22 protein-coding genes, 1 tRNA gene, 4 pseudogenes and 1 riboswitch are annotated in these 23,212 nt (G+C 41.4%); of the genes and pseudogenes, 14 read left to right on the top strand and 13 right to left on the bottom strand.

The genetic code is table 11. The features are described 5' to 3' along the window. Window positions 1-18: 18 nt before the first annotated feature. The 4 genes from MHH79_RS06525 to manR all read right to left on the bottom strand — a co-directional run bounded on the left by MHH79_RS06525 (window position 19) and on the right by manR (window position 5,681). Window positions 19-501 carry a YjdF family protein gene (locus MHH79_RS06525; RefSeq protein ID WP_080030658.1) on the bottom strand — a complete coding sequence of 161 codons (483 nt, stop codon included), beginning with the start codon at window positions 499-501 and terminating at the stop codon, window positions 19-21. Window positions 502-670: 169 nt separating this feature from the next. Beyond that, on the bottom strand, window positions 671-1,618 hold the full coding sequence (gene manA / locus MHH79_RS06520; protein WP_340035053.1) for a mannose-6-phosphate isomerase, class I: 948 nt from the start codon (window positions 1,616-1,618) through the stop codon (window positions 671-673). 14 nt (window positions 1,619-1,632) lie between these two features. Then, window positions 1,633-3,585, bottom strand: coding sequence for a PTS mannose transporter subunit IIABC (gene manP, locus MHH79_RS06515; RefSeq protein WP_100506169.1), 1,953 nt, complete (start codon window positions 3,583-3,585; stop codon window positions 1,633-1,635). A 149-nt stretch (window positions 3,586-3,734) separates the two neighbouring features. After that, the gene (manR, locus tag MHH79_RS06510) at window positions 3,735-5,681 is read right to left on the bottom strand and encodes a mannose transport/utilization transcriptional regulator ManR (RefSeq protein WP_340035052.1); all 1,947 of its coding nucleotides are present in this window, start codon (window positions 5,679-5,681) and stop codon (window positions 3,735-3,737) included. Window positions 5,682-6,242: 561 nt separating this feature from the next. Between manR and MHH79_RS06505 the strand changes: the two genes are divergently transcribed. Next, window positions 6,243-6,590, top strand: coding sequence for an Ig-like domain-containing protein (locus MHH79_RS06505; protein WP_003232839.1), 348 nt, complete (start codon window positions 6,243-6,245; stop codon window positions 6,588-6,590). A gap of 159 nt (window positions 6,591-6,749) precedes the next feature. Here the strand turns inward: MHH79_RS06505 and MHH79_RS06500 are convergent, their stop codons facing one another. Both MHH79_RS06500 and MHH79_RS06495 read right to left on the bottom strand, forming a co-directional pair. Next, a complete protein-coding gene (locus MHH79_RS06500; RefSeq protein WP_063335059.1) occupies window positions 6,750-7,505 on the bottom strand; it encodes an SDR family oxidoreductase in 756 nt (251 codons plus the stop codon). Window positions 7,506-7,742: 237 nt separating this feature from the next. Continuing rightward, the gene (locus tag MHH79_RS06495; protein WP_015383387.1) at window positions 7,743-8,060 is read right to left on the bottom strand and encodes a putative quinol monooxygenase; all 318 of its coding nucleotides are present in this window, start codon (window positions 8,058-8,060) and stop codon (window positions 7,743-7,745) included. Window positions 8,061-8,173: 113 nt separating this feature from the next. On the opposite strand from MHH79_RS06495, the gene MHH79_RS06490 reads away from it, so the two are divergent. After that, window positions 8,174-8,581, top strand: coding sequence for a hypothetical protein (locus MHH79_RS06490; protein WP_063335058.1), 408 nt, complete (start codon window positions 8,174-8,176; stop codon window positions 8,579-8,581). A gap of 481 nt (window positions 8,582-9,062) precedes the next feature. On the opposite strand, the gene MHH79_RS06485 is transcribed toward MHH79_RS06490, so the two are convergent. After that, window positions 9,063-9,443 (bottom strand): hypothetical protein, encoded by a 381-nt coding sequence (locus MHH79_RS06485; protein ID WP_309529678.1) that lies wholly within the window; start codon window positions 9,441-9,443, stop codon window positions 9,063-9,065. A gap of 197 nt (window positions 9,444-9,640) precedes the next feature. Here MHH79_RS06485 and MHH79_RS06480 point away from each other — a divergent pair, with 197 nt between their 5' ends. Further along, window positions 9,641-10,042: a hypothetical protein gene (locus tag MHH79_RS06480; RefSeq protein WP_309529679.1), complete on the top strand. Its 402-nt coding sequence runs from the start codon at window positions 9,641-9,643 to the stop codon at window positions 10,040-10,042. A 290-nt stretch (window positions 10,043-10,332) separates the two neighbouring features. Here MHH79_RS06480 and MHH79_RS06475 read toward each other — a convergent pair. Beyond that, window positions 10,333-10,437, bottom strand: a pseudogene (locus MHH79_RS06475) (peptidoglycan-binding domain-containing protein); the annotation flags it as partial. Between the two features lie 136 nt (window positions 10,438-10,573). Between MHH79_RS06475 and MHH79_RS06470 the strand changes: the two are divergent. After that, the gene (locus tag MHH79_RS06470; protein WP_340035051.1) at window positions 10,574-12,436 is read left to right on the top strand and encodes a T7SS effector LXG polymorphic toxin; all 1,863 of its coding nucleotides are present in this window, start codon (window positions 10,574-10,576) and stop codon (window positions 12,434-12,436) included. Window positions 12,437-12,452: 16 nt separating this feature from the next. Further along, on the top strand, window positions 12,453-12,743 hold the full coding sequence (locus tag MHH79_RS06465) for a contact-dependent growth inhibition system immunity protein (protein WP_070548821.1): 291 nt from the start codon (window positions 12,453-12,455) through the stop codon (window positions 12,741-12,743). A 106-nt stretch (window positions 12,744-12,849) separates the two neighbouring features. On the opposite strand, the pseudogene MHH79_RS06460 reads toward MHH79_RS06465, so the two are convergent. Continuing rightward, window positions 12,850-12,957 (bottom strand): annotated as a pseudogene (locus MHH79_RS06460) (N-acetylmuramoyl-L-alanine amidase); the annotation flags it as partial. A gap of 97 nt (window positions 12,958-13,054) precedes the next feature. Here MHH79_RS06460 and MHH79_RS06455 point away from each other — a divergent pair. The 3 genes and pseudogenes from MHH79_RS06455 to MHH79_RS06445 form a co-directional block, all read left to right on the top strand. Beyond that, a pseudogene (locus tag MHH79_RS06455) lies at window positions 13,055-13,228 on the top strand (EndoU domain-containing protein); the annotation flags it as partial. Between the two features lie 20 nt (window positions 13,229-13,248). Further along, window positions 13,249-13,557, top strand: coding sequence for a hypothetical protein (locus MHH79_RS06450; RefSeq protein WP_044453792.1), 309 nt, complete (start codon window positions 13,249-13,251; stop codon window positions 13,555-13,557). A 67-nt stretch (window positions 13,558-13,624) separates the two neighbouring features. Continuing rightward, window positions 13,625-13,909 (top strand): annotated as a pseudogene (locus MHH79_RS06445) (contact-dependent growth inhibition system immunity protein). Between the two features lie 147 nt (window positions 13,910-14,056). On the opposite strand, the gene MHH79_RS06440 reads toward MHH79_RS06445, so the two are convergent. Then, window positions 14,057-14,129, bottom strand: a tRNA-Val gene (locus tag MHH79_RS06440). A gap of 168 nt (window positions 14,130-14,297) precedes the next feature. Here MHH79_RS06440 and MHH79_RS06435 point away from each other — a divergent pair. Together MHH79_RS06435 and MHH79_RS06430 are read left to right on the top strand one after the other, a co-directional pair. Then, window positions 14,298-15,488, top strand: coding sequence for a DUF819 family protein (locus MHH79_RS06435; RefSeq protein WP_309529705.1), 1,191 nt, complete (start codon window positions 14,298-14,300; stop codon window positions 15,486-15,488). Between the two features lie 69 nt (window positions 15,489-15,557). Further along, a complete protein-coding gene (locus tag MHH79_RS06430) occupies window positions 15,558-16,103 on the top strand; it encodes a GNAT family protein (protein ID WP_014476464.1) in 546 nt (181 codons plus the stop codon). A gap of 32 nt (window positions 16,104-16,135) precedes the next feature. Here MHH79_RS06430 and metC read toward each other — a convergent pair whose 3' ends face one another. Both metC and metI read right to left on the bottom strand, forming a co-directional pair. After that, window positions 16,136-17,308, bottom strand: a complete 1,173-nt coding sequence (gene metC / locus MHH79_RS06425; RefSeq protein WP_063335052.1) for a cystathionine beta-lyase — start codon at window positions 17,306-17,308, stop codon at window positions 16,136-16,138. Further along, complete coding sequence (gene metI / locus MHH79_RS06420; RefSeq protein WP_003232857.1) at window positions 17,301-18,422, bottom strand: cystathionine gamma-synthase/O-acetylhomoserine thiolyase; 1,122 nt, start codon at window positions 18,420-18,422, stop codon at window positions 17,301-17,303. Before metI ends, metC begins: the two co-directional genes overlap by 8 nt. A gap of 67 nt (window positions 18,423-18,489) precedes the next feature. Continuing rightward, a riboswitch (SAM riboswitch) is annotated at window positions 18,490-18,609 on the bottom strand. A 167-nt stretch (window positions 18,610-18,776) separates the two neighbouring features. Here metI and MHH79_RS06415 point away from each other — a divergent pair. The 3 genes from MHH79_RS06415 to MHH79_RS06405 are packed head-to-tail and all read left to right on the top strand — an operon-like array spanning window position 18,777 to window position 20,477. Further along, window positions 18,777-19,499 (top strand): esterase family protein, encoded by a 723-nt coding sequence (locus tag MHH79_RS06415; protein ID WP_015383376.1) that lies wholly within the window; start codon window positions 18,777-18,779, stop codon window positions 19,497-19,499. Between the two features lie 36 nt (window positions 19,500-19,535). Next, complete coding sequence (locus MHH79_RS06410) at window positions 19,536-20,051, top strand: YjcG family protein (RefSeq protein ID WP_015383375.1); 516 nt, start codon at window positions 19,536-19,538, stop codon at window positions 20,049-20,051. A gap of 3 nt (window positions 20,052-20,054) precedes the next feature. Continuing rightward, a complete protein-coding gene (locus MHH79_RS06405; RefSeq protein ID WP_003245407.1) occupies window positions 20,055-20,477 on the top strand; it encodes a GNAT family N-acetyltransferase in 423 nt (140 codons plus the stop codon). 71 nt (window positions 20,478-20,548) lie between these two features. On the opposite strand, the gene MHH79_RS06400 is transcribed toward MHH79_RS06405, so the two are convergent. Beyond that, on the bottom strand, window positions 20,549-20,803 hold the full coding sequence (locus tag MHH79_RS06400; RefSeq protein WP_003232866.1) for a hypothetical protein: 255 nt from the start codon (window positions 20,801-20,803) through the stop codon (window positions 20,549-20,551). A 116-nt stretch (window positions 20,804-20,919) separates the two neighbouring features. Between MHH79_RS06400 and MHH79_RS06395 the strand changes: the two genes are divergently transcribed. Then, window positions 20,920-23,199, top strand: a complete 2,280-nt coding sequence (locus MHH79_RS06395) for an ATP-dependent helicase (RefSeq protein ID WP_340035050.1) — start codon at window positions 20,920-20,922, stop codon at window positions 23,197-23,199. Window positions 23,200-23,212: the final 13 nt, after the last annotated feature.

The following is a 23,212-nucleotide window of genomic DNA, read 5'->3' as shown; positions in this document are numbered from 1 at the left end:
CGCCTGCTTTTGTTTGGATTATTTACCTCTGTGCTTCTTTTTCGCTTTTTGCTTTTTGAGCATATACCTTTGCTCTTTTACATGTTCTCGTTGTTCTTTCATTATTTGTTTTTTCTTTTGCTTTCTTGCTTCAAGCTCTAGCTTTATCGCCTCTTGAGCTTTAGAAGCTACTCCGGCGTTTTTCAACTCTTTTGAAACCTGGCGCTGCAATCTTTTTGGATTGATCTTTTTTTGACGTCTGCCTTGTAAACTCACTCCTTCCTGCTCAGCTTGGGCCATCATATTCAAAAGTTGGTTATGAACAAACTCTAATACTTCAGAATCCCTCGGCTCTTTGCCAAAAAGATGACGAAAGGCTCTTAGCTTTCCATTGTTCACAACTTCAACAACGCCTACCCAAAACTGACCATCGTAGTAAATCGTTAATTTCATAACGATTCCCTCCTCATAAAAGATATTAAAGAATGATGGACATCCCGAGGAGGGGAAGGTTACTGACATTCTCAATCATGCATCCGGACTACCAACCGAATCGTGTTTTTTCATTCTTTACCATATACAGAAAAGAGTGTAACATTTCTTCTCCAACTATTAAACTCTTATTTTATTTAGATCATTGCTGGAGAATAGGAGTCTTCACTCGCAAATTTATTTCTCAAGCCCTGCTATGTTACAGATGGGAGACGATACATTCTGCATACCCTTCGAGTTTAAATTCTCCAAGACCGTGAGGCAGCAACATATGATCTCCTTTTTCGAAAGGATAGACATACTCACCAGAGATCATACGGCCCTCCCCTTCAATCACACTGATAAGAAGGAATGGTTTTTGCTGCTTTAAGCTTGCTGATCCTGATAAGTTCCATTTCCCCACCGAAAAGTAAGCGCATTCAACTAATGTCGTTGTAAGCAAATCCTCAATTTGTTCATGGTGAACCGTTTGCCGCTCTGGAATAGATGGGACCTCTATCACTTCGATGCTCTTTTTCAGATGAAGCTCGCGCAGCTTGCCTTCTGCATCTTTTCGGTCATAATCATATAATCTGTAGGTTGTGTCTGAGTTCTGCTGCGTCTCTAAAGCAAGAATACCTTTTCCAATCGCATGAACAGTACCGCTTGGCACATAGAAAAAATCCCCCGGCTTTACCTTTACACGGCGCAAGAGCTCATCCCATTCTCCACGCTCTATCATGGTAGTTAGTTCTTCCTTTGTTGTTGCATTGTGGCCATAAATAATCTCGGCATCTTTTTGGCAGTCAATAATGTACCAGCATTCTGTTTTTCCAAGCTCACCGTTTTCATGTATGTTGGCATATTCATCATTCGGATGCACCTGAACAGATAAGTCCTGGTCAGCATCTAATATTTTTGTAAGCAGAGGGAAACGGTCCCCTTCAAGCTGTCCGAATAAATGTCTGTGATGTTCCCATAATTCGCTGAGCGTGAACCCCTTATACATTCCGTTTTGAACAACGCTTTGACCATTTTGATGCGCGGCAAAAGCCCAGCACTCTCCTGTTCGTTGTGACGGAATGGTATAGCCAAAATCAGCTAAAGCGGTCCCGCCCCAAATTCTTTCTTTGAAAACAGACTTGAAAAATAACGGTTCAGTCGTCATGAAAATCCCCCGCTTTATTCGATTTCTTCTAGCAGCTTATAGGCTTCTTCTGTTGTTTGCACGGAGAGCAGCCGCTCCCTATAATTGTCATCCATAAGCTTTCGAGATAGCATCTGCAGTATTTTGAGATGCTGGTTTCCCCCGCTCTCTTTCGGTACAGCAATCATAAAGATTAATTTAGCTTCTGATCCATCCAGGCTATTCCAATCAACGCCTGATCGTTTGATCCCAAAGGCAACACTCGGCTCCCTGACCGCCTCAGACTTTCCGTGCGGAATCGCGATATTCATGCCAATCGCCGTTGTTCCCTGTTGTTCACGATTCAAAATGGCTTGTTTAAACCCGCTCTCTGAAAATAGCGCACCTCTGCGGGACAATTTCTGAATCAATTCATCTATGATGTCATCCCTCGTTTCCCCCGATAAATTTGGTTCAATTAATTCCGGGCTGATAATATCTGTCAGTTTTTTGATTTCCGACATCTCAGCTTTTTGGCTTTGAATTGGCTGCTTTATTTCATTTGCTGCCGCAGCTTCACTTGGCGCGGAGGGCGGTGCAGTTTCACTGAGCACAGGAGACGCCGTAATATCCTTTTTTAGTACATTGACGAACAGAGCAGTGACAAGAGATCCTGCAATCACAGCAATAAAAAACATCAAGACATGATCAACTGCGCCAAGCACTGCAACGATAGGTCCGCCGTGCGCCACTCTGTCTCCCACATTGCCAATCATGGCTATCACAGAACCTGTCATAGAACCTGCCATAATACTTGGAATGACTCGAAGAGGATCCTGCGCCGCAAATGGAATCGCTCCTTCAGTAATGCCGAAGAGTCCCATCGTAAATGCCGCTTTCCCCATTTCTCTTTGAGATGCCTCGAATTTTCTTTTTCCTAAAAACGTCGCAATGCCAAGGCCAATCGGCGGGATACAAATGGCGACAGCAATTGGTCCCATAATTTCATAATTTCCTTCTCCAATCATTGCCGATCCAAACAGAAACGCCACCTTATTTACGGGACCGCCCATATCAAATGAGATCATCGCCCCTAAAATCAATGCCAGAAGGATCGAGCTCGACCCTTTCATCCCCGCCAGCCAAACTGTTAAAGAGGCGAAAATTTGAGCTACAGGCGCGCCGATCAAAAACACAAACGCTAAACCTACAATCAGTGATGCAAACACCGGAATAATAATAATCGGCATAATCGGCTGGATGGCTTTTGGAACTTTTAATTTTTTGATCCAAAGTGCAGCGTATCCGGCCAAAAACCCGGCAATAATCCCCCCGAGAAATCCGGCGCCGCTTGCGCTGTCATAAAAACTTCCAGTCGCCGCAATATATCCGCCGATCATCCCTGGCACAAGCCCTGGTTTATCAGCGATGCTATAGGCGATATAGCCGGCTAAAATCGGAATCATAAATGAAAATGAAGCACTGCCGATCTGTTCAATCGTTTTCCAGAAGGAATCATCCGGAATAACTAAGCCTTTAGGTGTTTTCTCCCCTCCAAGCGTTAATGCAACCGCTATCAATAATCCGCCGACAACAATGAAAGGAACCATAAATGAAACGCCGTTCATTAAATGACGGTAAATTGGATTTTGTTTCTTCTCCTGATGATTGACGGATTCCGATTTTAAAGCGGAACGATAGACCGGTATATCCCCGTTAAGAGCTTTTTGAATCAATTCTTCCGGTTTGCGGATGCCGTCCTGTACCCCCACAGACAGCAGTTTTTTGCCTATAAACCGGTCTTTGTTTACCGAGCGGTCTGCAGCAATAATGATTGCGTCCGCTTCGCGAATTTCCTCTTCGGTTAGCTTATTTTCGACACCAATTCCCCCCTGGGTCTCAACTTTGATGCTAACGCCCAGTCTGTCAGCAGCTTTTTGCAGATTTTCCGCTGCCATATACGTATGGGCGATTCCATTCGGACAAGATGTAATCGCTAACAGTTTCATAGGAAACCTCCTTTAAAGTGTGAATAATAAGATCTTGTCTCAACTGTATACCGAAATCAGCTCATTAAAATCGCTTTTTTTACCATAGGCTTCCGGTAATAAAGGCATTTTTCCCTATAACAAAAAAAAGCAAGGAATAATCCCTGCTTTTAATAATCCAAATGAGATAAAAATGTCATGACATTGGCTTCTTTCGTCAGCTTCTGGACGAAGGCCGGCTGCTCGCTAAGATATGAAAGCTCGCTAAACAGCTGCTTTGTCATGGTTTGATCCTCGTGTTTGACAGCCAGCATAAAAACGAGCGAAACTTTTTCATTTCCCCATTCAAGCGGCTCCTTTAATGTGGCAATCGCGATTGCTGATTGTTTAATAAATTTAGCGTTTGCATGAGGAATGGCAATGCCTGATCCAATATTTGTCGCCGACATTTTTTCCCTCATCACCGCATGAACCGCATAGTCCTTATCAACATAGCCTTTCTCACACAAAGCTGTCGCCAGCTGTTCGATTAACTTGTAGCGATGCTCCGCCTCCTGCTGCAAAAAAACCAAAAAAGGAGTCGTATTGTTCAGCATCTGAAACGTTTTTTGTTTTTGGCGGTGTGATTCGCCCAGCTGACGTATAAACGCACTTAATTTCATCTCTTCGCCAGGCTCTAAAAGCGGAGACACAACAATATGGGGAACCGTTATATTCTCCAGCGCAATGGTGGATATGACAAGATCAATATCCTCATGCTTTTTGATATAATCCTTTAAATCGGCCTTTGCAATACAGGCCATTACAGCGATTTGATGACATTTCCGTTCAATTTTTGTCCGCAGCAATTGTGACATCCCAATCCCCATGTGGCAGACGATAATCGCCTTTTTATGTGTCTCGCTGCTGCACTGCATCCGTTCGATCGCTGCCTGAAAATGCAATGTCAAATATGCTGCCTCTTCCTCAGGAATATGAAGATCAAAAGTTTGATTGATATCTTCCAAAACATCAATGATGAGGTGGAACAAATAAGGGTACATCTTTTTGATGTCATTGAGCATAGGATTTGCTACAGAAAGATCGTAGCTCAGCCGTTGTAGCACAGTATTGAGATGAATGTTCAAACCATTAATCAAATCCTGATCCTTATGAAAATCCATCATTTTCAGCTCTGAAACACGATTGATTAAATGCCCTACAACCTTAGGAAGCACAGCATTTTCAAGGTTCTCTTCTGTCTGCAATGGATAACGAACTTTACCGCCCAATATATGTAATGTTAAGTACACGGCTTCTTCTTCAGGGAAGCGGATTGCAAAAACCGGTTCAAGCCGCTGTAAACAAGCAAATGTCCATTGATATTCTTTCTTCTTTTTTACTGCCGCCATTTCTTTTGGGGACAATGAAATCGGCTGCTTCATTTTGATGCGGCGGACCATTAACAATGTATGCAGCAGCAAACTTTCAAACGTTTCGTCTGTGAAATAGAGGGAATGCTTTTTTTGTAGTGATTTGATTTCTTTCGTCACAAAGTCTACTTCATAATGTAAAAACTTACTTTTAATAAATTGGCTGGTAAACTCTGTATTGTGAATCAAATCAGATATTCTTGCCAATGCCTTTCTTTTATTTCTTTCGTTCCCTTCAACCTTTAATCCAAGCCGCTGCCTAGAAACCAGTGTGAGATCAAAACGCTTCAGCCACTCTTCTACTGCGTATAAATCCTTTTTTATGGAAGATCGATTGACAAAATGCCGAGCGGCAATGTCTTTTGCGGAAACAGGCTTCGGATTCATTAATAAGTCATAAGCAATGTGCAGCATTCTTTCTTCATCGCTCCGCTGCCTAGAAGAAAAATGTTCAGTATGTAATTGTTGGCTTAGCCAGGTCCTTTCCTGTTCTTCTATATGTAAATAAACGCCCAACCCTGGTTTTCGAATAAGCTGTGCATGAGAATGCTCATTGAGATAATCCTCGATCACTTTCAAATCATTCCGGATTGTTTTTTCAGAACACTGTACCCTATCTGCGAAATCTTGCACAACTAAATAGTCATCAGGTTCAGATAACAACAGATACAAAATCTCTTTTTGTCTTGTATTTATGTATTCCATCTGTTTTTCTATCCTTCCTGTCAGTATCTACTTGAGCAAATTGATAGTATAAGTATACTATATAAGAAACCGTTTACATTATAAAATAAAATCATAGAGACAAAAGTTTCGTTTTTTACCGAAGCTTCCGGAAAAAAGCGATTTTTATATTCTTTGAGTTTGCTATGTAATGTATTTTTTATCGTTATTCAGCAGAAATTCATAAAAATACTCCAATTCTTCACCTATTTAGAACGGGGATTTTCTAATGTATGAGTACGAAAATAAGAACATGATGAAGAAAAGTGATTTGGTATCTTCGGGGATAAAGTGCAGGTAACAAAATTTCCACACGCTCAACAAACTAATAACCATCAAATGTGTGCTATTAACATTTTAAGGATGGCCATTCTCTCTCAGCAATTTTCAATCATAAATACAAACTCTGTGCAGAGCACACAATAGTCTTAGCTCAAATCAATTGATCGTTCACATATTATTAACATTTATTTACAAGGAAAATAATTACTTTTATTGAATTGTTATAGTGCAAGACAAAAAACTTTAAAGGAGTGTTTCAAAATGAATTTCAAAAAAACTGTTGTTTCTGCTTTATCGATTTCTGCGTTAGCTCTGTCGGTCAGCGGGGTAGCTTCAGCTCATGAAATAAACTCCACACCTACTGAAGTAAAGAACATTTCTATTTCACCTACACATGTTATCAAGATTCAAGACTATAATTTACCTCTAAAAGTTGGAGAAACCTATTCTGTTAAAAATAATTCAGCTACTCGTTATTGGACTGATAACCAAAAAGTTGCTGAAGTCGATCAAAATGGTTTAGTGACGGCTAAATCAAAAGGGAAAGCCACGATTACTTTGTTTAAAGGTACTGCAGTATTCGGAAAAGTATATGTAACGGTTTATTAATCTCTTATCCGCCAGATTTTCTGGATGTAAAACACGCATGAATAAAATAAGGTCCCCCTCTAAAAAGAGAAGGGACCTTATTTTAATTCAATTGCGCTTCAAGTTTAGATTTAGTTTTGGGAATACATCATACATTGGTGTATATTGTGTTTCAGTAGCTTAACCCCGAATAAATCCACCTTCTGAATGAATAATTTGTCCAGTTATCCATTCAGCCTCATCACTTGCAAGAAAAGCAATAATTCGTGCCGCATCATCTGGTGTGCCAATACGCCCCATTGGAAATTTAGGTGAAAGAAAATTTCTTATTTCATCTGTCATCCATGTAGAATCTGTTGGACCTGGGTTTACAGCGTTAACAGTGATGCCCAATGGTGCAAGTTCTTGTGATAACGACCTAGTAAAGGCAGAAATAGCTCCTTTAGTAGCTGCATACGCTAACTCCCCAGGCAAAGGACCTAAATCCTGCCCTGATGTCATATTGATGATTCTTCCTGATAGTAAATTAGATTTTTTAAACCGACGGGCGAATTCAACACAAAGAAGAAAATTCGATCTCATATTAACCGCATAATGATCATCAAGTGATTTAGCATCTAACGATACATAATTATCACTTGCGGAATGAGCTGCATTATTAATAAGGATGGAAGGATATCCTAATTCATCTGAAATTTTTTCATGTATTGTGAATGCAGCATGTGCATCTGATAAATCAATTTTCATTGCCTCACAGCGGACACCCATACGTAAAATTTCCTGTTGGAATTCTTCTATCCAGGCCGCATCAGAATTCCAGTGAGTAAAGAAGATATGTATACCCTGTGAGGCTAACTTACGACAAATAGCCGTACCAATATCCCCTTGACTGCTTGCTCCTGTAATTAGTGCAATTTTTTCTCGAGAATGACTCATTATTTTAACCTCCAATTTATACGGAGTATCTCTATTATTATGGTAACAAGCTATCCAAAGAATATAATCTATTAAATCAAACAGAGCTGACTTTGAATACATTTCAAAATCAGCTCAAAAAAACATTTTCGTCTCAAAAAATATTAAATAGAAAAAAATAAGAGTTGGACAACTAATTACTACTTAATCACAAGTGGCTGATTCTAAGTCATTGAATGTCTCTTTTTAAAGAGCCTTTCAATCATTCACATTGCTTTTCATTAACCATTCTACTTCCGTTAATTCTTGTTTTTGAACGTCTATTGTGTGTTTTTTCGTGAAATGGGTTTTCACAGCTTCTTCGTTTTCCCAAATCTCCCAAAGCATTATTTTACGTTCTAATGGCTCAAGCGGATAAGCATGGAATGTAATACAACCCTCTTCTTTGTTCGTTTCTTCCTCAAGTTTTTTGAATTCCTTCATTATCTCATTAAGGTCTTTATCACTGATGATTTTTAAACATGCCGTTATGTAATGCATCGAAATTCCCCCTCCTATCATTTTATGGCTTTTCATTATAACATTTTCTTGAAAAAGATAGATGCCATTTATAAATCATTAAACGAGAGATTTAGTCATTGCTCTAACATATTATCGCGAAGCCGAAAAATATCTTGATTTATTAAATCTTGAAGAAAATCGCCTATGAAATTCATAAGAATCGAAAGCACATTTATGAGTCCAAAGCGATTTTTAATCTGGCGTATGTCAAAGCAAAGAAGAATGATTTAAAGGCTGCGTTAGAATTATACCAGGAAGGTCAGAAGGTTGCTTCCCGACACAACAACCAGGAAGTAACCGAGAAATTAAAACTGGTTAAAGGTCTTTATTTATCATTTGACTTACAAACACTTAGAGAAGTGTTCAAGTTCTTCAAAGAGAAAAACCTTTATGGTGATATGGAAGAATACGCTGTTGCTGTTGCTGATTTTTTGACCAACAAAGAAGACAGACATGATGCGGTCGATTTTTATCAAATGGCAATTGAAGCACGTAAACAAATTCAAAGGGGGAAACATTTAAATGAAAAAATGTAAAATTGCAATTTGTTTAGCGCTCTTGCTTGGCATTGTTGGAGTATCCAGCGCTTCATACGCTCTTTCTGAGCAGTCGACTTATAAGGTCGCAGATAGAGCAGCAACTTAATATGATATTAAGAAATAACCTCATTTTGGACTTTAGAAATGGGGTTTTTATTTTATCTTCTCAACTCAATATTATTCCTGAGTTTTCATTTAAATCATATACTGCATTAATAAACCGACAGCCCCTATAAAAAGTAAAAAACCCTTGCGCAGCAAGGGTTTAAGCTATGATTCCGACTGGGCTCGAACCAGGGATCACTACCCTGTCACAAGATAGCGATTATGTTCTGACACGAACAGACGTTTTATTCCCAAACCCTATTTTATAGGGTTTTCTTACATAAGTTTCTGATTAAAAATATTCCTTTTTGTTTGATTAAATTTGTATAAAGCCCGCCTAAAAAACGTCGGGCTTTTAATTAATTCTTGTTGGTTATACTGTTTTACAGTTGTTGGTTTTGGGCTGTAATAAGATGGTCAGGGCTATACCTGATGCCAGAGTTAAAAAATAGCCACATAGCATAAAATAGGGGGCGATTTCGTTTTTGAGAAAATAAAGCCCAAAGAGAATAACGGCTGTACCGATAGTGAAATAAATCGGCTTTTTACTTTTCAAAGTCAAACGGCTTGATTGAGAAAACTTTTTGTAGATTAAAGGCAAGCCGGTATAACCCCCTATGAAAAATGTAAATAAAATAGACCAAAGGAAACCGATTGGCGAGAAATAGCTCTCGGAAAATATTCCGTCGAAAGCCCAATTGCTCAACACAACGAAGCCAAATAGATAAACAAATGCCAATATGATCTTGACCATGATATCCCTCCCCTACAATCCAATATACACGTGATATAAGGTTGTTTAAATGGGTAAAACCATTCATTTACTTTTCAATCTTCCCGCTTCTTCAAAGCCTAATACTTTAATCAATAGCCCCATTTGTTACTTTCATCTCATTTACCAATATTATACACCAAGATAAGATGGGGACGAAAACATTAAGGAGGGATAAAATGAAAAAATTACTTGTGGGTGTGGTTTTTGCCCTAGCTTTGAGTTTTTCATCTCTGTTTAGTCCTCAAAGTGCAAATGCTGCCGAAAAAGTGGACAAGAATTCTGATCTGATTATTGATAAGGCGACCTTTCACGAGGTAACAAAACAAAAAAACTTAAGAACCCTTTCATCTGAGAAAATCCCAACTGTTAAAGAAGTGAATAAGGCTTTAAACAGTATGCATGTCAGCAAAGATCATCCATATCAAGAAATTGATCTCGGTAATGGTTTCACTGTGGAAATGGGCGTCAGTACAGATATGGGAATGGAAAAGATAAAAACACAGGCCACCCAAAATAAAACTGCAAGTGGCTATTACGCTGTAAAGTTTACAGGGATAAATTATATGATATTCGAGTAAGTGACAACTATTCATACGAATATGGAAAGAAAATAACAAAGTGGGAAAGCCCGCCAAGTGCATCCGCTTCAGGTTTTGCTGGCTGGAATGGTAAAATCACTTCCAAGAAAATTGCAAACATTGATAAAACAGCTAAGGATGCAATCGCCAATTCTGATTACACGTTTGTAAAGTATGGAGGTAACCGCCACGGCCATATGGAATTACGATTCACTGCAACCGGAAACTGGTACACACATCACGTTTCTATTAAATAAGAGAAAAAGCCCTCCCAATCGGGAAGGGCTTTTTTATTTAAGAAGGGATTCGAGCTTCGCTTTAGTTTTCGGGCCATAAATGCCATCAGGATTTAAACCATTCATCAGCTGGAATCGTCTTACTGCGTCATTAGTTTCCAAACAAATAATCCGAATAGGTAAATTGACACATATCAAATTATTCATTTCACACTTTTGAATTACATCGCTGTCTATTTCTTCATTTTCCCATGGTAAAATTTTGTTGGAGCTATTCAAACGAAAGGATATGATCATGAAAGTATTTGAAGCCAAATCACTGCTTTCAGAAGCAGATAGACGTTCAAAGGAATACAAGGAATTAAGAAGTCAGATGGTCAATCTAAAAAAGGCTTTTAAAGCTGTAGCTGATTTAGATGACAGTGAGTTTTCCGGCAAAGGCGCTGACAACATTAAAGCATTTTATCAAGACCATGCAGGTGTAGCTGACAATTGGATTGACTTACTTGATATGAAAATTGCTTTCTTGACAAGCATTTCAGGCACTCTAGAGGACGCCAGCTTATCTGATGCTTATATAGAAGAATCCTTCTTAGAACACGAGCTGGCTAACGCCTACACAAAATCAAAATCTATTATGTCTGAACAAAAGAAAGCCATGAAAGATATCTTACATGATATCGACGATATCCTTCCGCTTGATCTGTTTTCAACTGAGGACTTTAAAGACGAACTCGCCGATGCGGAGGACAAACGCAAAAAAACAGTCGATAAACTAGGCAGCGTGGACGAAGCACTTGTTACTGAATATGCCCAATCAGAGCCAAACGAGCAATTCATCAAGAAGGACTTTCAAAAGCTTGAGGAATCCACTGGCAAGGGTAAGAATGCTACACCCATCCATTACAATGCCAAGGCGTACCGTGACAGTGACATACATAAGAAAAAAGGCGATATCGAGAAACAGACTGAAGCTTATTTGAAGATCAAGAAAGATGAAACGAAAGAACGAGAAATCAAAGAGCTGAAAAAGAAGCTAGCTGACGGAGTGACGGATCCAGATGAATACTTAGACATTGCCAAGAAGGTCGGCTATGAGAATCTTACCCCTGAACAGCTTGAATTTGTTTCATTTCTTGAACAGCGTAAAGCTTTCATGGATAACGGAAAAGAAGTGTTGCAAATCATAGGTGATGGCGCCAAGGGTGCGATTGTTGGTATATACGATCTTGCCAAGGATACCGGTGAAGGAGCCATTCAATTCGGATGGAATATCGGTTGGACAATTGACAACTTAAACAAGGATCCTCAAAAAGTGCTGGATACAGTTCTGGAATACGACTATCAAGCTGCCTTTCAAAGTATGGTCGACACATTGAAGGATAATTGGGATACAAAAATGATTCACGGGGATGCATACACGCGGTTGCACTATGTTACTTATTTGGGCGGAAGTCTTCTGTTATTGAAAGGTGGAAAGTCCTCTGTCTCAACAGGCTCGAAAGATCTTGCTAAAGTTGGGAAAACAGCTAGTGATACAATTAAGAAAGGTGGAAAGTCTGTAAAACAGTTTGTCAAATCTCCTGTTAACCGGTATACTCCTGCATTAGAAGGAATCCTTCAAGATGCTGAGAATACCATTAATGTGAAAAATACTCCGCTGCTAAAAAGCATTGCGGAAGATAAAAAAGAGAGTGTTCTCAGAAGATCTGAACGTTCTAACAACATGGGTACAGGTAATATCAAACAAGGTGATAGTACCCCTCTCGCACCTGGCGGCGGATTAGCTGCTCATGAAGCAAAAGGCGGGCACCTTATTGAAAGACACGTTGGGAAGACCGACGAAGAATTAATAGAAAGACTGAGAACTGATCCTAACCCACATATTACAGCTTCATCTACTTTTAAAGATAGGGCTACCGCTGAGAGAATTGCTAATTCAGTCTTAAACGATCCAAAAAATATAAAGAAAATCGAAAATTGGATTGATGATCCTAAAAAACCTAAATTAATGTTAAAATACAAGGGCGAGGGAGAAATAATCGGCAGAAGTGTAACAAGAAATTCAGAACTAGTAGAGAACGTTACAAATGCAAAAATTATACTCAAAAAAGATAACAACGGTAACTTTATTCTTACAGGATATCCAACCAAATAGAAAGAGAGGAAGTATCATGGATGAAAGTTATGATTTCTTAGACGAATTAGAAAATTTTTTAGGTGCAACATTTCATCAAGATATCAGATCCCCTGAACATGCATTAGACGAATTTATTGAGGAAATTAGTAAAGAAGGTTTGCTATTTACAGTTAAGTTTTGCGAAGAGTTTCTAAATAGCGATCTAACTAAAGAAAAAAAGGAAGACATTATAAAGTGTAATGCAGAAATATATTTCCCGACAATTGGATTACCACCTATAGAATGGTTGAAAAGTGTAATAGAAAAACTAAAAGAAGCTATTTAAAAGAAACACTGAAAGGCCCCCATTTTAAGAGGGCCTTTTTATATTACTTCAATTTCGCTTTTGTAGCTGGTTCATAATAGCCATCTATACCGAAGTTTTTGGCTTACTTATCTGGATAGAAACGCAATGCCGCCAACGCTGTTTGGATCTGCTCAACAGCATCGCTGTGCATCAATGGGTTTTTCACTTTGAAAATGCACGAAGGCAGATTAAAAACCATGAAGTTATTTTTTACTTGATGTTTTGCCGCCAAGTGCTTTTAATTTAGCAAAAAAAGATCAGGCTCCAATCAATCTTAGTTTCCCGAAAGTTGGACAGAGTCTGATATTGCAGCTGCTGGTGCAAAGATTGCTGAATTACCCGAATTCGCTAATGCAGAAAATGGTGTGACTATATTCGGAGAGTATAAAGGTGTTAGGGTTGGAGTTATTAAAACAAATGGAGAAATAGGAACCATTTTCCCAGATGCCACTAAACAACCATAGACAAAGTATGGAGGATCAATATGAACTTAGAGAAAAAAATGGAAGCTATATTAATTAAAAGAAAAGAACTTAATCTTAATGATGACTATGGAATTCAAAAGAGTTGGGATGAAATAATTGAAGTACTATCAGAAAATGAGGAAAATACAATTAGCTATCTAGAAAATTGTAATAAAGAAGATTTATATTGGATCAGTGAGGTATTTGAAGATTTAGCTGAAAGTTTACAAAGTAAAGAACTTATTAATTGTTTAAGAAAATTAGATGAAAAATACCCTGACTTAGAAATGACAAATGATATCGATATAGCAGAAAGTTATATAGAGTAAGATACGTACTATCTCTTAGATTTGAAGTTAATCGTTCTTAGTGGTGATAAGTAATGATTGAACCGAAATTCCTGATCCTGTGTTTAGATTCCTTGGTGGGTATTTCTAACAGGATATTGATTCTCCAGAGTCAGCACTGGACGAATACTTAGAAGAGATTCCAAAAGAAGAGCAAGAAACTGATATAGTTGCATTGAAAGATTTTATTAACAGCGATTATTCGGATGAAGAAAAGAATGATTTTATCGATGAAGCTGCTGACGGAGTGGACGTTCTTAGTTACGGCGTATCTCCAATCATATGGCTCGAACAAGTTATTCAAAAAATCGAAAAGAATATTGAAACTTTATAATCCATTAAACCTAGCATAGAAACAGAGCTGATTTTGAATTCACTTCAAAATCAGCTTAAAAAAACTTTCGTCCCCAACTCGATGAATGATGACAAAATCAATAAATAAGCAAAATAAAAAACCCTTGCTACGCAAGGGTTTAAGCTATGATTCCGACTGGGCTCGAACCAGCGACCTCTACCCTGTCAAGGTAGCGCTCTCCCAGCTGAGCTACGGAATCATGATATGTATGGCTGGGTATGTTGTTGTCTTTCTGACAAGTTCTATTATATAACCTTCCCTTCTATTCGTCAACTGCTTTTTCAGAAAAACTTTTTTTGGACTTGCTGTTCTGTTCCCCGGCCATTATAATATGTCTTAATTTTCTAACAATAGGGGTGATGGGGTTTTGCATTCTTTGATTTCTTCCGATGATGTTTGGATATTATGGGGGTTTATTGCGGTGTGGGCGGCAGTGAGCATCGGGCTGGAGCAGCGCTTTAAGTGGGCGTCCGCTGTGTCGGGTGCTATTATCGCCCTGGCAGGTGCTATGGTGTTTACAAATGTAGGAGTGCTTCCTGTTGAGTCGCCTGTGTATGACACTGTGTGGTCTTATGTGGTACCACTGGCGATACCACTTTTATTGTTTCAGATCAATGTTAGGCAAATTTTTAAGGAAAGCAGGCGTTTGCTGTTTATTTTTCTGATTAGCTCCGTTGGAACAGTGCTTGGCAGTATCCTGGCTTTTTTTCTACTCAAACAGCATATTCCTTACTTAGATAAAATCGGTGGGATGATCAGCGCCTCTTATATCGGCGGCGGGATCAACTTTGCGGCGATGGCGGCAAAATTTGAGACGCCTGGTGAATATGTGTCGGCTACGGTTGTGGCTGATAATTTTATGATGGCGCTTTTGTTTTTTATTTTAATCAGCATTCCTGCACTCAAATGGTTTCAGCGGCATTATGCCATGCCGTTTGAAGAGAAAGTAAAAGCCGATGGAAACAGCGGAAACAGTGCTGAAAGCTATTGGAAACGGAAGGATATTTCCTTAAAGGATATCGCATTTAATGCCGGTGCTGCTTTCGCGCTTGTTGCGGTGAGTATGAAGGTTTCCGGTTATTTTAAAAGCATTTTTTCTCATCCCCTGCTGACCGGTACGCTTGGCGATCAGTACCTGGTGCTTACGTCTTTAACTGTTCTTATCATTTTTCTTTTCCCGCGTTTTTTTGAAAGGCTCAATGGATCTCAGGAGCTTGGAACCTTTTTGATTTATTTGTTTTTTGTGGTGATCGGCATTCCTGCAGATCTCCGCTTAATCATCACGAATGCGCCTCTTATTCTATTATTCGTGTTTATCATTGCGATTAGCAATTTAGCGGTTTCCTTAGCTGCCGGAAAATTGTTCTGTGTGCGGCTTGAAGAAATTCTGCTCGCCGTCAACGCTACTGTCGGGGGACCGACGACTGCGGCTGCGATGGCAATTGCCAAGGGATGGCGGGAGCTTGTCGCCCCGATCATGCTTGTCGGTACGCTCGGCTACTTAATCGGCAACTATGTTGGCACTTTTATGGGAAATTGGTTTTCTTCCTTCTTATAAAAAGGATATTTGCATTTCCCTGAGAATAATGTAAGAGGAATGCTGACATGAGAACGGAGAGATCACTGTATGTTAAAAGGAAAAACCATTTATGTTAGACCTTTAGAAGTAACGGATGCCGAAGAAAATTTGCAACTGCAAAGCGAAAATCGGGATTTTTTCGAACAGTTTTCTATGATACGCGCAGACGATTACTATACGGTTGAGGGGCAAAGAAAACGAATAACCGAGTATCAGGAAAGACTTGAGAAAGATGAAGAATATCATTTTGGCATCTTTACAGCGTCAGACGATAGATTAATCGGGACGGTTTCGCTCTTTCAAATCATCCGTGGAGCGCTGCAAACTGCGTTCATTGGGTATTTTTTAGACAAAGCCCATAATGGAAAGGGCATTATGACAGAGGCAGTCAGATTGGTTGTTGATTATGCGTTCCACGAATTGAAACTGCATCGGATTGAAGCCGGTGTGATGCCCCGTAATCTCGGGTCCATGCGTGTTTTAGAAAAAGCGGGATTTCATAAAGAAGGCATCGCCCGAAAAAATGTAAAAATTAATGGCGTTTGGGAGGATCATCAAGTCCTCGCGATTCTGAATCCTGATGACGAACAATAATAAAAGAAGCCGGGCCATCCCCGGCTTCTTTTTTAACGAACCGCAACTGGTGCAATTTCTTTCAGCGCTTGTTCGAAATCGTGTTCTAAATCGTCTGCATGTTCGACGCCCACACTCAGGCGGAGCAGGCCATCAGTGATACCGCGTTTTTCACGCTCTTCCTTAGGCATTGCCGCGTGAGACATCGTTGCCGGATAGGACAAAATCGATTCCACGGCGCCAAGGCTGACAGCGAAGACCGGCAGTGACACATTCTCGACTAACTTCTTAACGGCCTCTTTGCTTTCAAGCTCAAAAGATAGCACGGCGCCCGCTCCCTTCGACTGGCTTTTATGGGTTTCAGCGCCGGGATGATCAGCCAGTCCCGGATAATACACGCGCTTCACCGCCGGGTGCTTCTGGAAAAATTCCGCAAGCCGCTGGGCTGTTTGACTCGCTTTCTCTAAACGGACCTGCAATGTTTTTAATCCGCGCAGGACAAGCCAGCAATCCTGTACGCCAAGGACGGCGCCGAACGCGTTTTGCAGCTTATACAGCTTCTTCCCAAGCTCTTCATCTTTGACAGCAGCCAAACCTGAGAGCACATCGCTGTGTCCGCTTAAGAATTTTGTCGCGCTGTGAAGTACAATATCCACGCCGAGATCAAGCGGACGCTGCAGTGCCGGTGTCATGAATGTATTGTCCAGAAAGGTCAGGCAGCCGTTTTCTTTTGCAAGCTGAACAACTGCTTTAATATCCGTAATCCCAAGTGTCGGATTTGATGGCGTCTCCATATAAATGACCTTTGTGTTCGGCTTGATGCTCCGCGCCACTTCATTACGATCCGTCATGTCGACAAACGTATGCTCAATGCCAAACCGGGTCAGCACCTCTGTCACCATACGGAAGGTTCCGCCGTATACATCTTCTGTCACAAGAACGTGATCACCCTGTGACAGCAGTAAAAATGCTGTTGAGATAGCAGCCATGCCTGAACTGAAAGCAAATCCTCTTGTTCCGCCTTCCAATGCGGCAATTGTTTCTTCGAGAGCTGTTCTTGTCGGCGTGCCAGAGCGGCTGTAATCATATGCCCCGAACTCTTCAAATGAAGATTGGTGAAAAGTCGAGGCGTGCTGAATCGGTACACTGACCGCCCCGGTTCCGCCGTCTGTTTTAAATGGATTGTGCACGAGCTGGGTTTCCAGCGTCCAATTGTGTTTACTCAAATGAAACAGCTCCCTCTTTGACCTGACATAATGCCTGCTTTAGATCCTCTTTTAAATCTTCCGCATGTTCAATTCCGACAGAAAAGCGCAGCAAACGATTGCACACCCCGTTTGCGATGCGGATCTCTTCAGGAATATCCATGTGCGTCTGGGTCGCAGGGTATGTAATAAAGCTTTCCACCCCGCCGAGACTTTCTGCAAAACAAATGGTCTTCAGTGCTTTTAAAAACGGATTGACCCATTCTTCTTTTTGCAGACGGAAGGACAGCATGCCGCCTTTTCCGGGATACAGCACATCCGAAATTTCTTCCTGCTCTTCTAAAAACGCCGCAAGCTCCTGCGCGTTTGCCTGATGCTGACGCATTCTGAGGCTCAGCGTCTTCATTCCTCTCATCAGAAGCCACGAATCAAATGGCGGCAGGACAGCGCCGATTGCATTTTGATGCTGAAACATTTCCTCTCCGAGCCGCTCATCCTTCACCACGACAAGTCCAGCAAGCAGATCGTTATGCCCGCCTAAATATTTGGTTGCGCTGTGAATGACAATGTCAGCTCCCAGCTCAAGCGGCCGCTGCAAGACCGGTGTATAAAATGTATTATCTACGATCAGCAGAAGACCGTGCTCCTTTGTAATCCGGGCAATATGTTCAATGTCCGCCTCCTGCATGAGGGGGTTTGTCGGCGTTTCCACAAACACCGCTTTTGTATTCGGCGTAATCTTAGAGCGTAAACAGTCCTCATCGCTGAAATCATCATAATGAAAAGTCAATCCGTATTTTTTCCATTCATTTTCAAATAAACGGTACGTGCCGCCATATAGGTCCGATGAAACGATCAGTTCATCTCCGCTTTTAAACAGCGCCATAATCGTTTGGATAGCAGCCATTCCCGAACTAAAGGCAAGCCCTCTTGCGCCGTTTTCTAAGTTAGCGATGGCGTCCTCAACAAGCTGGCGTGTCGGATTTTTTGTGCGGACATAATCAAATCCAGTTGATTCTCCGATCCCTCTGTGGCGGTATGCTGTTGATAAATAAATAGGAGCACTCACTGTTCCCGTGACTTCATCGCTTCGGTTCCCAATTTGGGCTAATTTCGTTTCAACGTGCTGTGACATATAGCTGACACCTTCCCTTTTCAAAATAAAAACCCCTTCTTCATAAGAAGAAGGGGTTTAACGCTTCTTCTTATCTTCCAAGCATAAAAACGCTTGCTGGATTTAGCACCTTGGCGCTTTGCACATGCAAAACAAGCCGGTTGCTGAGGTTTCTAAGGGCCAGTCCCTCCACCTCTCACGATAAGAAATATCGATTTCAATTTTCTGATTGTTTTATATTAGCGCAATTCACAGTTTATTTCAACACTTTTTTCTTCGTGTGTCGAACCGTTTAAAGAGAGAAATTTCTAATAATTCATGGTACAATAATTGAAAATGCAAGAAAGTATAGTGATGTCCTGGAGGAATGTTTTTATGGCACCGAAAAACGGCACAGTGCAAGAAAAGAAATTCTTTTCAAAAGAGCTTAACGAGGAAATGACCTTACTTGTTTATCTGCCGTCCAACTACTCCCCGCTTTATAAATACCATGTCATTATCGCGCAGGACGGCCACGATTATTTCAGGCTGGGGAGAATCGGCAGACAGGTTGAGGAATTGCTGTCGAAACGCGAAATAGACCGGAGCATTATTATCGGTGTTCCTTATAAGGATGTAAAAGAGCGCAGAAACACCTATCATCCGGAGGGTTCAAAATTTTCGGCGTATAAACGGTTCATCGCCCATGAGCTCGTTCCTTTTGCAGATGATGAGTATCCAACCTATCAGATCGGTTACGGCCGAACGCTGATCGGTGATTCGCTCGGAGCAACCGTGTCACTTATGACAGCGCTTGATTATCCGAATATGTTTGGCAACATCATCATGCAGTCTCCCTATGTTGACAAACACGTACTAGAAGCCGTAAAACAGTCAGACGATATCAAACACCTCTCTATTTATCACCAAATTGGAACAAAAGAAACTGACGTCCACACGACAGACGGGAACATCCTGGACTTTACAGAACCGAACCAGGAGCTGAAGCAGCTGCTGGAGAAGAAGCTTTCTGATTATTATTTTGAGCCATTTGACGGAGACCACAAATGGACATACTGGCAGCCGCTCATCACCCCGGCGCTGAAAAAAATGCTTTAACACTCTATCATACTTTATTTCCAGGAGGGACATAATATGAAATACGGAATCGTTTTATTTCCATCAAAAAAGCTCCAAGACCTTGCAAACTCTTACAGAAAGCGCTATGACCCAAGCTACTCTCTAATCCCGCCTCATTTGACGCTGAGAGCATCCTTTGAATGCGCGGAGGAGAAAGCGGATCAGCTCGTATCACATTTAAGAAACATCGCAAAAGAGTCCCACCCAATCGTTCTCAAAATGACAAAATACAGCTCATTTGCGCCTGTTAATAATGTCATTTATATTAAAGCAGAACCGACGGAAGAGTTAAAAACACTCAATGAAAAGCTATACACCGGTGTGTTGGCAGGCGAACAGGAATATAATTTCGTTCCGCATGTGACGGTCGGCCAAAATCTTTCCGACGACGAGCATTCAGATGTGCTGGGACAATTAAAAATGCAGGAAGTGTCGCATGAAGAAATCGTTGACCGTTTCCACTTGCTTTACCAGTTGGAAAACGGATCGTGGACAGTATATGAAACCTTCTTGCTAGGCAGAGGAGAATAATGTTTGAAAGCAGTTATCGCAAAAAATGAAGAACAACTGAAAGATGCATTCTATGTAAGAGAAGAAGTCTTTGTCAAAGAACAAAACGTGCCTGCTGAAGAAGAAATTGACGAACTTGAAAATGAGTCAGAGCATATCGTCGTGTATGACGGTGAAAAGCCTGTCGGTGCCGGAAGATGGCGTATGAAGGACGGCTACGGCAAGTTAGAGCGAATTTGCGTACTGAAAAGCCACCGCTCAGCCGGTGTCGGCGGTATCATTATGAAAGCGCTCGAAAAAGCAGCGGCAGACGGAGGCGCTTCCGGTTTCATTTTAAACGCGCAAACACAGGCTGTGCCGTTTTACAAGAAACACGGGTATCGCGTGCTTTCTGAAAAAGAATTCCTCGATGCCGGCATTCCGCACTTACAAATGATGAAGGACTGAACGCATCCGGATCTTTTGAGATCCGGATTTTTACTGCATATAAAAAACCGTTCTCTGGTATGAACGGTTTTTTATACATATCGATTAATATATGTGCCCATTCCTTTTTCTCGCAACCTCTTATAAAGAGAGCGCTTACGTTTCATCTCGTTTACTTTTCTTTCAGCGGCCGTTTGATTCTCCTGCTGCTTTTCCAGTTCTTTGTATACCCGCTGAAACGGGACATAGCTGATTTTTTCGGTTCCGGCATAATCCTGCTTATGTCCAATCGTTCTATTAGCATATTGAGCGTATTGCTGGTTCTGAATTTGACCTGCATATATCATACAATACCCACCCCTCTGCTGTCTCTTTTCCCTTAAACTTACTTTTTGAAACACATTTCTTTTGATATGATAGTCATTGTCTGTAATGAACACCTTTTGATTGGGAGGACCCCTTTTTGAAATGCGCCCGACTGAATGATAGAATCATATATTTACATACATATTCGAGAGAACATTATCAATTCCTCTTTGAAGAGGGAATAAAAGGACATTTATTTTGTTCTCATTGCGGAAAGCCCGTTCTGTTACGGCTTAACATCGCCGATCCGCCAGAGTTTATCCATCGCCAGCCAGGCGATTTTCTGGCATGTGAGGAGGCGTGCGAACCGAAGCCCGCTAAAGAGGGAAAAAAAGAAGACGATCAGGAATCTGGTGTCATTCGTTTACCCAAGGGAAAAGCGATCGCCGCTGACCCGTCCCCAGCTGTTACGGAATGGCACCGTCCTAGAAGCATTAAACCAGGAACACCATTTGTGCCAAAAACAATAGAACCCGATACGAGCCTTTTTCCGTCTGTCGGTTTAAACACGGATCAACTGAAAGCTGTCACGGAAACAGAGGGCCCGCTGCTTGTGCTTGCAGGTGCGGGGAGCGGAAAAACACGGGTGCTGACAGCCCGTGCCGCCCACATGATCGAACACTTAGGCATACCGCCTGAAAATATGCTGCTTGTCACCTTTACAACAAAAGCTGTCGCTGAAATGAAAGAGCGTATGGCGAACCAGTACGGATTACAGCCGACAAAAGTCAGAAGACTTGTGACAGGAACATTCCACAGTCTGTTTTATAAGATCTTGTATCACTCTAATTCTGCTAAATGGAACGGTGAGCATCTGCTGAAAATGGAGTGGCAGCGGGAACAATATATCAAAAAAGCACTCTATGAAGAGGGCATCGATGAGAAAGAATTCCCAGTTGACCAAGCCCTGCAGCAGATCGGTTTTTGGAAAAACACTTATGTCCCAAATGAACGCATCCCTCTAAAAGATGAGTGGGAAAAACAAGTTTATCGTTTATATGAACATTATGAACGTCAGAAAAAAGAACACAGCCAATTTGATTTTGATGACATGGCTTCAGCCTGCTATGAATTGTTTATCGAGCGGCCTGACCTTCTGGAACAATATCAATCTCGGTTTACGTATATCTTAATTGATGAGTTTCAGGACATTAATCCGGTTCAATACAAAATCATGCAAATGCTCGCCAGCCCGGAGCAAAACCTGTGCTGTGTCGGAGACGATGACCAGTCCATCTACGCGTTCCGCGGAAGCAATCCATCTTTCATTCTTGATTTTCAAAAGGATTATCCGGGAGCGAAGACGATCTATTTAACTGCGAACTACAGGTCTACGCACCCGATCGTCTCTAGTGCTGATATCGTCGTGAAAAAGAACAAAAACAGATATGCCAAAACGCTTGAAGCGGCCCGCGATGACATTCAGGTCCCTGTGCTGTTTTATCCTTATGATGAAGAGGAAGAAGCCACAATGGTCGTTTCCGATATCAAAGAAAAAATTCAAAATGGAGCCAGTCCAGAAGACTTTGCGGTTCTTTACCGTACAAACAGCGGAGGCCGTGCTATTTATGAAAGGCTTCATCAATCATCAATTCCGTATACAGCTGACCGCGGCGTCCAATCGTTTTACAGCAGACGGATCGTCCGCCAGATTCTCGCCTACTTGTACGCCAGCCAAAATGAGGATGACACCGAGGCGATTAAACACTTGCTTCCCGCCTTGTTTTTAAAACAGTCCGCTTTGAATACGCTGAAGGCGCTCTCGATTACAGAGGACTGTACCATGATCAAAGCGCTGGCCAAATTGCCTGATCTGAAGCCATTCCAGCTGGACAAAATCAAGAAAATCGTACCGTTTTTTGCAAGCCTCCGCACAATGAAACCCGTAGAAGCCATCACCTTTGCAGAAGGAAAAATGGGCTTCTCCGAGTATTTAAAAAAGCGGGGCAATGAGGGCAACAAGCTGGAAAAAGGTTCCGATGACCTGCGCGACATCAAGGTTGTCGCCAAGAAGTTCAAAACGATTCCTGACTTTCTTGCCCACGTAGACCATATGAGGGCCGCTGAGAAAAATAGAACGGATGAACATGGCGTTCAGCTGATGACCATTCACCGGTCAAAAGGCCTTGAATTCAAAACAGTCTACGTGTTAGGCACTGTAGACGGCTCGATTCCGCACGATTTCTCATTAGAAACGGCAAGAAAAGGAGACGAGGCCGCTCTTGAGGAGGAAAGACGCCTTTTATATGTAGCCATGACCCGGGCGAAACAGCATTTATATTTGTCTTGCCCCGCTAACAGGCGCGGCAAGACAGCCAACCGCTCAAGATTTTTGTATCCCCTGCTACAGAAAGCAAGACAGCCCTTGCATCATTAACAGCCCGGCAGAT

It is taken from the genome of Bacillus sp. FSL K6-0993, from assembly GCF_037977205.1.
Lineage (GTDB): Bacteria > Bacillota > Bacilli > Bacillales > Bacillaceae > Bacillus > Bacillus subtilis.
This window is presented reverse-complemented; position numbering and strand designations above follow the sequence as displayed.